Source organism: Acidilobus sp., from assembly GCF_049973875.1.
Taxonomy (GTDB): domain Archaea; phylum Thermoproteota; class Thermoprotei_A; order Sulfolobales; family Acidilobaceae; genus Acidilobus.
This window is the reverse complement of the sequence record NZ_JBMFJI010000032.1, coordinates 1-9600: the sequence shown is the minus strand read 5'-3', so window position 1 is coordinate 9600 and position 9600 is coordinate 1. Positions and strand designations below refer to the sequence as shown.

Genomic DNA, 9600 nt, shown 5'->3' with positions numbered 1-9600 from the left:
GTGGCCCCCTACCTGGTCCCCCTGAACGCGAGCTACTTCAACTGGAGCGACATAATAGCTGACCAGGAGGACTTCGGAGGGCTTTACTACAACTCCTCCTCCGGCAGGGCAGAGGTCATAGGCGTGGCCTTCCAGACGTGGGTGGAGCTGCTCGTCTATAACGCAACCCTCTTCAACAACGCCACGCTGCAGCGGGAGTTCCAGGAGGAGTACGGCTTCAGCCTCAACCCATGGACGTGGCGCAACTGGAGCCAGGTAGTGGACGTAGACCAGTTCTTCGTAAGCCACAACATAACAAAGTACGGCTTCCTGGTCGAGGACGAGCCGAAGCACGAGCTTATAGACACGTTCCCTGCCGTCTTCGAGTGGTACTACATGCACAACAGCAGCCTGAGCTGCGGCAACCCGGCCGGCCTCCCGGGCTACGGCACCATGTTCATGGGGTGCGTGCCGAGCTGGTGGGGCCACGGCTTCCCGCCGCCCGCCTTTAACAGCACCGCGGGCGTCGAGGCCCTTGAGACCCTCAGGCAGCTGGTAAGCTACGAGCCTCCGCCGTCGCAGCTGGCCATAGGCTACAGCGCCCTGGTAAGCATACTCTCCCAGGGCAGGTCGGCGGGGGCGATAGCCTGGGCCAACGACATAATGGGCATGAACTCGAGCGTCGCCTCCCAGCTCCTCATGGCCCCCCTGCCGGGGGGCTACGGCGAGCCGGGGTCCACGTTCCTTGGCATAAGCAAATACTCGCAGCACAAGGGGCTGGCGCTTGAGTTCCTCCAGTTCATAGTCAGCCCCCAGTTCCAGGCCGAGGCCTTCTACGCCCAGGGCTCGCTGCCCATATCAAGGGAGGCGTACCTGCAGGTGATGAACAACGCCTCCCTGCCGGCCTACGAGAGGGAGTGGCTCAGGGCCATACTTGTGGCTAACGAGAACGCCACAGCCACCCCGCCGACGCTGCCCCAGACCTACCCGGTTCTCATACCATCGTTCAACGGGCCCGTGTTCGAGTGGCTGTCGTCGCCTACATCATCTCCTATGCAGGTGCTCCAGCAGGCCGCCGCGGCTTGGGTGAAGGCGCTGGGCGGCGGGGGCTAGAGCAGGCGCGCCAGCCAGGCGCGATGAGCATAATAGTTAAGCCTAGAGGCTATTGGGTCAGGCGATTTTCCTTTAATTTATCACGAGTTGATAAGCCTTCCGACTCTGGCACGGGATAGTTACAGAGAACTACCATCTCGTCTGGGCAGTTCCTAGCAGCACCGTTAAGTATAGCTATAATGCCCTCAAGCTCCGTTAAGCCTCACGTTATCCTCTGCAAGCACTCCACATTGGGCGGTGCTCTAAGCCTATAACTTTCCGCGCGCCTGTAAATGTGAAGTAAATGGCTGAATTTCCAAATCCTTAAAAAGTGATAAACTTGTTCTCCCTCTTTTCCTTCACATGATTTTATTTTAATCTCTAGTAAAGGTATAGACTAGTAGCTCTCTTTTTGTTTAAATAGCTGAACACCATAAATTGTTAGCCAGAGGAGGGAACCATGAGAGTTCTAGTGATAGGAGCTTCGGGTCAGCTAGGCAGAGCCCTTTATGGCATGTTAAAGTCCCAGGGAAACGAGGTAATAGGGACTTATAACACTGGTGCTAAGTCCGATATAAAGCTCGACATTACCGACTACGTTCATCTCGAGGATCTTATCATCAAGTCAAGGCCTGATGTCATAATTAACTGTGCAGCTATGACCGATGTAGACGGTTGCGAGGTCGACAGAAAGAGGTGCTACGCGATTAATGCTGAGGCCGTCAGACACATGGCTAGGGTGTCTAGAGTAGTAGGCTCTTACCTAATTCACGTTAGTACTGATTACGTCTTCGATGGCGAGAAAGGCATGTACAGGGAAGAGGAAGAGCCAAACCCTGTCAACTACTATGGCTTGGCTAAGCTATTGGGTGAGGCCTATGCCCTCTCATACGACTATTCCATAGTAATAAGGACGTCGGGCGTGTACAGCGGCCACAAGTCCAATTTCCCAAGGTTTGTCATAGAGATGCTCTCAAAGGGGCAACAGGTCAACGCTATAGAGGACTCGTGGTACTCTCCCATTCATTCCATGCAATTAGCCCAAGCAATTGCCGAGCTTATAGTCCAGAGGAAGACAGGAATACTTAACATAGCAGGCAGTAGAGTTTCGAGATATGACTTTGCCCTTAAGATAGCGGAGGCCGCAGGACTTCCCAAGGAACTCGTGAGACCTGTCAAGCTTTCAGAGATGAAGTGGAAGGCGAGAAGGCCGAGGGACTCAAGCCTTGACGTTAGCAAAGCATCCTCGTACTTGAGCTCTAGGTTTTACGACCTTACCACAGGAATAAGACTACTCGTCGAGGAGACCAGGCAGTTAGGCTTAATAAAGGGCTTTAGTCAAAGTCAAATTACGTAGGACTCTGTGGAGTACGGGGGCGCGACCGTTTGCCCTTCAAGGTCTATAGGCTTAGCGACCTGCCTGACGTTATAGTAGTTGAGAGGGCGTCCTTCCCTGACGAGAGGGGGTATTTTGCTGAGCTCTTCAGGCCATCCGAGCTCTTGCAGCTAGGGGTAGCTTTTAGCACAGTTCAGCTCAACCTATCCCTTTCGAGAAAAGGAGTGGTGAGGGGCCTTCACTTTCAGAGAGATCCATACGCCCAGGCCAAGTACGTGGCTGTTGTAAGGGGCAAGATAGTGGACGTGGCTGTTGACATTAGGCCTGGCTCAAAAACCTTTGGCAGGTGGGCTATGGTTGAGCTCTCCGCTGAGAATGGGAAGGCTCTTTATATACCAAGGGGGTTCGCTCACGGCTTCCAGTCACTTGAGGATGACACCTTAGTCCTCTACGCTGTAGATAACGTCTATGCGCCACACGCCGAGGCCGGTATTAGATGGGATGATCCGGAGCTTAACATACCATGGCCCATAAAGGATAAAGCCGTGCTCTCTAAGAAGGACGCCTCCTGGCCTACGCTGAGGGAAGCTCTAAAGCAGGGCCTCCTTGATTCTATGCCTCCGGGCTCGGGGCCTTGACTATGAAGGGCGTGCTTCTGCACGGCGGCCAAGGTACAAGGCTCAGGCCCCTAACCTTCAGTGGTCCCAAGCAGCTAATACCGGTCGCCAACAAGCCCGTTAGTCAGCACGTCATAGAGGATCTGGCCTCAATAGGCATTACCGATATAGCCGTCATACTGGGCGAGACCTTCCCCGAGCTTGTGGTTTCCTACTACGGCGATGGATCGAGGTTTGGAGTTAACATAACATATATATACCAAGGTAGGGCGCTTGGGATAGCTCACGCCATTTCGCTTGCCGAGCCCTTTGTAAAGGATGAGCCCTTTGTAGTTTACCTCGGGGACGACCTCTTACAAGGCGGCATAGGTAAGTATATGAGGGCCTTCGAGGAGGGCGATTACGACGCTATGGTAATCCTCAAGGAAGTTGAGGACCCAAGGGCCTTTGGAGTGGCCGAGATTAAAGATGAAAGGATAGTGAGGCTGGTTGAGAAGCCAGCCAACCCTCCGAGTAACTTGGCTATTGTAGGCGTTTACTTCTTTAGGCCAATAGTATTTGATGTAATAAGGTCGCTGAGGCCCAGCGCCAGGGGAGAACTTGAGGTGACAGATGCCATCCAGGCACTGATAGATAGGGGCTACAGGGTGGGCTATGCCATACACGAGGGTTGGTGGCTCGACACAGGCAAGAAAGATGACGTTATACTTGCAAATCAACTTGTACTCGACGAGAAGGCCAGAAGGCGCATAGATCCAGGAGCCACGATAACTAATTCAAAGGTTGAGGGCAGGGTTGAGATAAGCGAGGGCGCCGTTATCAGGGACAGCGTTGTAAGAGGGCCAGCATCAATAGCTGGCGAGGCAGTAATAGAGTCCTCCTTCATAGGCCCTTACACAAGCATTGGAAAGGGCGCAGTAGTTAGGGCGGCCAGGATTCAGAACAGCGTCATATTAGAGAGAGCTGAGGTTTCGGGCGTGGAGCTCGAGGATAGCCTAGTTGGCAGACTCGCCAGGGTGACTGGAAGGTCAAATGGGAACGGCAGAAGGATAAGGCTCTCCGTTGGGGACTACTCAACTATCGAGGTCGATTGATTTTTATATATGGAAACCTTGCAACAAGCAAGGGAGACTAGCTTGAAGGTTTTGGTGACGGGCGCAGGAGGTTACATAGGCACTGTCCTTGTAGACGAGCTCCTGAGAAGGGGCTACTACGTGATAGCTTTAGACAGGTGGTTCTTTGGCAAGACGCTTCAGGACGACGTAAATCTCAAGACCATAGATGCTGACGAGAGGCTCTACGACCCAGACGTACTGAGGGGCGTGGATGCGGTAATAGATCTGGCATCGCTCTCAAATGACCCCGCCGGCGAGCTGGACCCGGTTAAGACCTGGTCCATAAACTACCTCGGCAGGCTAAGGACAGCTGTCCTGGCCAAGCAGAAGGGCGTGAAAAGGTACCTGCTCTCCTCCTCGTGCAGCGTCTATGGCTTCAGAGACGACATAGCTACTGAGGAGTCGCGGCCAAACCCCTTGACTACCTATGCTAAGGCGAACCTCTATGCCGAGAGGGACATACTGCCTCTGGCCGATAAGAACTTCACCCCCATGGCATTTAGAATAGCCACCGTCTACGGCTACGCGGGGACGAGGAGGATGAGGTTTGATCTCGTGATAAACGCTATGACCAGGGACATAGTGACTAAGGGCAAGGTAATGATAATGAGGGATGGAAGTCAGTGGAGGCCGTTCGTCCACGTGAAGGACGTTGCTGTGGCGTTTGCTGAGGCGCTTGAGAAGCCAGAGGACTTGATAAGGGGGAGGGTGTTTAACCTTGGTACTGACGACCAGAACTACCAGATCAAGGAGCTAGCTGACAGGATAACGTCAGCCCTTGGAGTGAATGTTGAATATGAGTGGTACGGCTCTCCAGACACCAGGTCTTACAGGGTTAGCTTTGAGAAGCTTAAGAAGGAGTTTGGATTTGAGCCTAAGTATAGGGTCGAGGATGGGGCAAAGGAAATAGCAGACGCCATAAGGTCCGGTAAGCTGGATTCAAACGATCCTAAAACTATAACAGTAAGCTGGTACAAGTCACTAATAGCACAGGGAGTAATGGTATGAAATCACCCAGAGCGTTGCACCCAAGTTCATCTACAAATATAACATAATGACGGAAAAGGATCTGTTTCCAACATCAATTGTTAAAAGCGTTTTATGCTCAACCTAATGAGATACTGAAATATTCTAAAGAATTTGTTATTGAAAATATATGAATTCCTTCAACATTAACTTCCAAATTTTTAAGAAATAAATTTGAAATAAAACCATTCAAATATACGATTTGCGCGACGTTAATTTTTGCATAAAATAATAAACTAACATTCTATCTTTATTCCTTTTTTGTAAGCAGTTATAGTTCCGTGAATGTCGAATCCCATCTTTAACGGAAGCTCATTATGCGCATATACTCTACAATCGTAACCTAATTCCTCTAACTTATTTTTTATATCTGAAAGCTTAAAATTATGTAGATATCCTGAATACTCTATTTTAACAATCTCAAATTTACTTAATGTGTCATAATCCTTATTTATTATGTCCCATTCACACCCCTTACAATCTAATTTTAACACTCTATATTTATACTCATCTATATTTATGCCCTTCTCTTTTATTAAGTTAATTAGATCCTTTAAACTTAAAGCTTTAACATTCGTACATATAGTGTCTTCTTTGAATATTGTAGCTCCACCTGTTCCTAATGGACTATTATAACATATTTTTACGAAGCCTTCATCTTTATATGCAACGGCTGCGTTTATAGGTATTATTTTGTCTTTTAATTGAGGGTTTAGCTCTACATTTTTCAACAACATATTATAATTTTCTGGCACTGGTTCTACTGAGACAACGGTCGCCCCTTTACTGGCATAGTATAAGGCTGTATCTCCTACAAATGCACCAATATCTAATACTATGTAATTGCTCATATCGAGGGTTATAAAATGAATGTCATATAAAAAGGTCTCCTTTAAAATGGTCGTATCAGTTATTTTTATTTTTATACCATCCAAGGTCTTTATTATATATTCTCCGTTGCCGTCTATTTCTAGTGATAAGAAACCGCTTATGTTAACTATGGCTTTATTTTGACCCCTGTCTATTTCTACATTCTTAATCATATCATTCATAGCAAGATCTCCTAGAAGTGATATTAGATCATAAGAGACTTTAACAAAATAACCGTTTTTAAATATTACTTTATATCTTTTTTATTGCATTTCTTAGGAGGTCTTAAAGTATAATAATAGACGGTTAAACTAAAATAATTTTTAAAATATTTTTTAAATTTCACTATAGCCCTTAACATTTCAATTCCATAGTACATCGGCTTAGACCAATTCACCGTGGATCACCTTTAAGCCCACGAATACTCTCGATATCATAAGAATTAAAGGATTAATTAACACAAGAGACCCACATGTTCTGAGAGCTACTTGTTAAAACTACGGCCTGCAGTTTCATTCACAACTACCACGTACTCCCCTCCTCCTAGCTGGTCGACTCGGCAGCCGTTAACACTGCATAGTCCTTCATATAGTTGCCAAAGCGGTCACTGACCTCCCCCAGCCCACTGAGGTAACTCTGCATGGGTGAGAAGAAACCGTCCCACGCGATCACCACGCTACTAAGGCTCTTTCACCTGGAGTTAAGCTCGTCCACGACCTTGGTACGGCTACAGGCTGCAAAGAAGTGATCGATTCTATGTTGAGGGCACTGTGAGGTGGCCAGTAGACCTTACCTTTATAGGAGGAGGCTGGTAGGGGCTACAACCTGCCCAGGGGCATGTGGCGACAAACCTGGAGATTCCGGGGCTCATAGGGAGGTGCTTCGGGGGAGAGGTGAAGGTTAAGCATGTCGAGGACAGGCCACGACGTTGAGTACTGCATGAGGCCGAGCCTCAGCTATGAGACCACGCCACTCGAGGATGGCATCAGGAGAACAGTCGAGTGGTACCTTGAGAACCAGGGCTGGTAGAGGCCCCTGCTGGGGGACAAGTTCTTCACGAGCGAAGTTCCGTGGAAGGCGGCCGCCGAGAATTACTAGTGAGCAATGAGCGTGCCAGTAGCACTGTTATCAACATTTATATTCTTGCACCTAACTTAAAAATGAAAAGGGAACTTAATGGGCTCCGATACGCCAATCATTTCAGTCATAGTCACTGCTTACAACAGGAAGCAGTACCTGCCCCACGCCCTGCGAAGCCTTGAAATGCAAACCTTGCCTAAGGACAGGTTCGAGGTAATAGTTGTCAAGAACTTTGAGGGCAGGGAGAGTGACGAGATAATTAGGAGGAACGGCTGGAAAAACATAGTCACTGACGTGGTGCCCCTCGGAGGTAAGATAGCAATTGGACTCGAGGAGGCCAGTGGTGACATCATAACCTTCCTTGAGGACGATGACATGTACAGGGAGGACAGGCTATCACACGTAAAGGAGCTCTTCTCGGCGACCCCTGGGCTGAGGTACTTTCATAACGAGCAGGAGGTTATAGACGAGGCCGGCCGCAGTCTTGGCTATCACGGGTCGCCTCACAGTGATTTGACTTTGAGGCTGCCGCCTAGCGAGTTGGCCTGCTGGCTGACGTTAGTTAAGCCGGGCGGCTTCCACAACAACAGCTCAATAGCCGTGAGGCGCGAGGTGCTCGATGATAGCCTAGCTCTAATAAGGTCGATGAGCGCTTCCGTTGACCTTGCCGTCATGGCAGCCGCGCTGAAGGAGACTGAGGGGCTCATGCTGCTCAGCGGCCTGCCTCTGACGTACTGGAGGGTTCACAGGAGCGCCACGACGCCGCATTTATACTCAACAAGGTCAGGCGACATGGCCAGCTCACTGAGGGCCCTCGCGAGGACCTACTACCTGTGGGCCCTCGACGCCCACCTAGTAAAGTCATACCTGGCCGGCACTACGTGCGAGAGGTACGCCGAGCACCTTGAAGCCTACAAGGCCGTTGAGGTTGCCTCCATGCCCTCCTGGGCCCCTGGGCTGAGGCTCACGGTCATGCTGTGTCGCGGGCTCAGGCAGGCCTCAAGGCTCAGGAGGCTGGGCTCGGTGAGCGCAAGGAACTACCTTGTGATGGTGGCGGACTCCTTCATGTCCAAGGCGCCTGATAGGCTAAGGGAGCTGTACTGGAGGGCCAGGTGGCTCGCCCGGCGGCAGACGATAAAAGAGGGAAGAGAGGAAATGCGGCTAAGATCCCGTCTCACAGGTTAAAGAGGCTAGGTAAGGGGGATGGAAGGCGCGGCCGCACTACTTCCTCCTCATCATGGCCCACACTGTAAGGGCCACCACTATGGCTGTCACTACCACAGCGGCGGCTATGTCTCCGGCCGACGTCACGTACTTGTACACCGTTGTGGTGAAAAGCGCTGGTGCTTGTTGAGGTCACCGTTATAGTTGACGTCGTCACTGAGGTCACCGCAGCGGTGGTCGTGTTTGTCGTCGTGGCTTGTTGTTATCGGCGTCGTAGTGGTCACCGCCGTCAAGTACGGGTCGTTGCTCGTGACCCACTGCTCAGGCACCTGGTCCATCGAGTACGCGCTGTAGTAGTACCACCATGGCTCGGGCACGCTCTGGTTGACCGGGTGAAGGCAGAGCAGCGCGGCCGGCCAGCCGATCAGCCAGTAGGAGGCCCAGTAGTCGTGGCCCTGGCTCGGGAACCCCGTTATGGTCTCGTTTACGTACTCGTAGGGCGAGTAGGGGTAGAGCAGCGATATTGAGGGCAGCGTCTCTACCCACAGCATGCCAACCCTGTTTATGTAGTAATCGTACAGCGTGCTGTTGACCAGCCAGTACTGCATGGCCCTGTTGAGGTACTCCATGAAGGGGTACTCGGACAGGTTTACCCACATGAAGCCCCCGAAGCCCATGGCCGACTCGTTCGCCGTCTTGGGGGGACAGCCTGGCCAGGAACTGCTGGGCGGCCACCGGCACGGCGCCCATGCCCCAGAACCTGGCCATCCAGTAGTCCCCGCTGGGCAGGTCCGAGAACCAGGTGCTGAAGGGCAGCGTCTCGGGCACCACGTTAAGCCCAATTGCCTTGAGCTCGTCAGCTATTAGCACCGCGGACTCGTCGTAGTCGGCCTCCCCTGAGGGCTCAATTATGGTCATCTGTATGTCTGAGACGTCTGTGCCGTTAGGCGCGTACAGCTGCCCGTTGACTAACTTCCAGCCGTGGGACTCAAGCCAGTGGATGGCTCCGCTTACGTTGCCCTCCGGCGGAGCGAGGAACTCCGCCATGCTGACCACTGTAGAGTTGAACTCGCCTATGAGCGAGGGCGGTACGGGCAGGTCAATTGCTGGGGGCTCGTAGCCGTACTCGGCTATGTAGTCGAGGGCCGTCCTGTTTATAGCCATGCTTATTGTCTGCATGAGCATGGGGTCGCTGAGCGGCCACCTCCTGTAGTTGAGGAAGAAGTCAACGGGGAACGCTATGCCTGAGAGCAGGTAGTGGTAGTACTGCAGGTCCTTCGCCACGAAGGTCTGGTTCATGTTTGATATGACCACGTTCGTC

General features: G+C 51.3%; 9 protein-coding genes and 1 pseudogene. 7 read left to right on the top strand and 3 right to left on the bottom strand.

Going from position 1 to position 9600, the window contains the following annotated elements:
- The 5 genes from ACP5H1_RS07510 to ACP5H1_RS07490 all read left to right on the top strand — a co-directional run.
- Positions 1-1092, top strand: a 1092-nt coding sequence (locus tag ACP5H1_RS07510; RefSeq protein WP_427973643.1) for an extracellular solute-binding protein, incomplete at its 5' end; no start/stop codon positions are given.
- A gap of 439 nt (positions 1093-1531) precedes the next feature.
- The gene (gene rfbD, locus ACP5H1_RS07505) at positions 1532-2428 is read left to right on the top strand and encodes a dTDP-4-dehydrorhamnose reductase (RefSeq protein ID WP_427973641.1); all 897 of its coding nucleotides are present in this window, start codon (positions 1532-1534) and stop codon (positions 2426-2428) included.
- A 29-nt stretch (positions 2429-2457) separates the two neighbouring features.
- Entirely contained in the window at positions 2458-3045 is a 588-nt protein-coding gene (gene rfbC / locus ACP5H1_RS07500; RefSeq protein WP_427973638.1) for a dTDP-4-dehydrorhamnose 3,5-epimerase, read from the top strand.
- Positions 3046-3047: 2 nt separating this feature from the next.
- Entirely contained in the window at positions 3048-4118 is a 1071-nt protein-coding gene (locus ACP5H1_RS07495) for a glucose-1-phosphate thymidylyltransferase (RefSeq protein ID WP_427973635.1), read from the top strand.
- Positions 4119-4160: 42 nt separating this feature from the next.
- The gene (locus tag ACP5H1_RS07490) at positions 4161-5147 is read left to right on the top strand and encodes an NAD-dependent epimerase/dehydratase family protein (RefSeq protein WP_427973632.1); all 987 of its coding nucleotides are present in this window, start codon (positions 4161-4163) and stop codon (positions 5145-5147) included.
- Positions 5148-5401: 254 nt separating this feature from the next.
- Here ACP5H1_RS07490 and ACP5H1_RS07485 read toward each other — a convergent pair whose 3' ends face one another.
- Positions 5402-6217, bottom strand: a complete 816-nt coding sequence (locus ACP5H1_RS07485) for an FkbM family methyltransferase (protein WP_427973630.1) — start codon at positions 6215-6217, stop codon at positions 5402-5404.
- A gap of 724 nt (positions 6218-6941) precedes the next feature.
- Between ACP5H1_RS07485 and ACP5H1_RS07480 the strand changes: the two genes are divergently transcribed.
- Positions 6942-7064, top strand: coding sequence for a hypothetical protein (locus ACP5H1_RS07480; RefSeq protein WP_427973627.1), 123 nt, complete (start codon positions 6942-6944; stop codon positions 7062-7064).
- A gap of 147 nt (positions 7065-7211) precedes the next feature.
- On the top strand, positions 7212-8300 hold the full coding sequence (locus ACP5H1_RS07475) for a glycosyltransferase family A protein (RefSeq protein ID WP_427973624.1): 1089 nt from the start codon (positions 7212-7214) through the stop codon (positions 8298-8300).
- 122 nt (positions 8301-8422) lie between these two features.
- On the opposite strand, the gene ACP5H1_RS07470 is transcribed toward ACP5H1_RS07475, so the two are convergent.
- Complete coding sequence (locus ACP5H1_RS07470) at positions 8423-8956, bottom strand: hypothetical protein (RefSeq protein ID WP_427973645.1); 534 nt, start codon at positions 8954-8956, stop codon at positions 8423-8425.
- An 88-nt stretch (positions 8957-9044) separates the two neighbouring features.
- A pseudogene (locus tag ACP5H1_RS07465) lies at positions 9045-9443 on the bottom strand (ABC transporter substrate-binding protein); the annotation flags it as partial.
- Between the last annotated feature and the right edge of the window lie 157 nt (positions 9444-9600).

Excerpts from the sequence above, each read along its gene's own strand:
- ACP5H1_RS07475 (WP_427973624.1), top strand. The coding sequence starts at position 7,212 with ATGGGCTCCGATACGCCAATCATTTCAGTCATAGTCACTGCTTACAAC.
- ACP5H1_RS07485 (WP_427973630.1), bottom strand. The coding sequence starts at position 6,217 with ATGAATGATATGATTAAGAATGTAGAAATAGACAGGGGTCAAAATAAA.
- rfbD (WP_427973641.1), top strand. The coding sequence starts at position 1,532 with ATGAGAGTTCTAGTGATAGGAGCTTCGGGTCAGCTAGGCAGAGCCCTT.
- ACP5H1_RS07480 (WP_427973627.1), top strand. The coding sequence starts at position 6,942 with ATGTCGAGGACAGGCCACGACGTTGAGTACTGCATGAGGCCGAGCCTC.
- ACP5H1_RS07470 (WP_427973645.1), bottom strand. The coding sequence starts at position 8,956 with ATGGGCTTCGGGGGCTTCATGTGGGTAAACCTGTCCGAGTACCCCTTC.
- ACP5H1_RS07495 (WP_427973635.1), top strand. The coding sequence starts at position 3,048 with ATGAAGGGCGTGCTTCTGCACGGCGGCCAAGGTACAAGGCTCAGGCCC.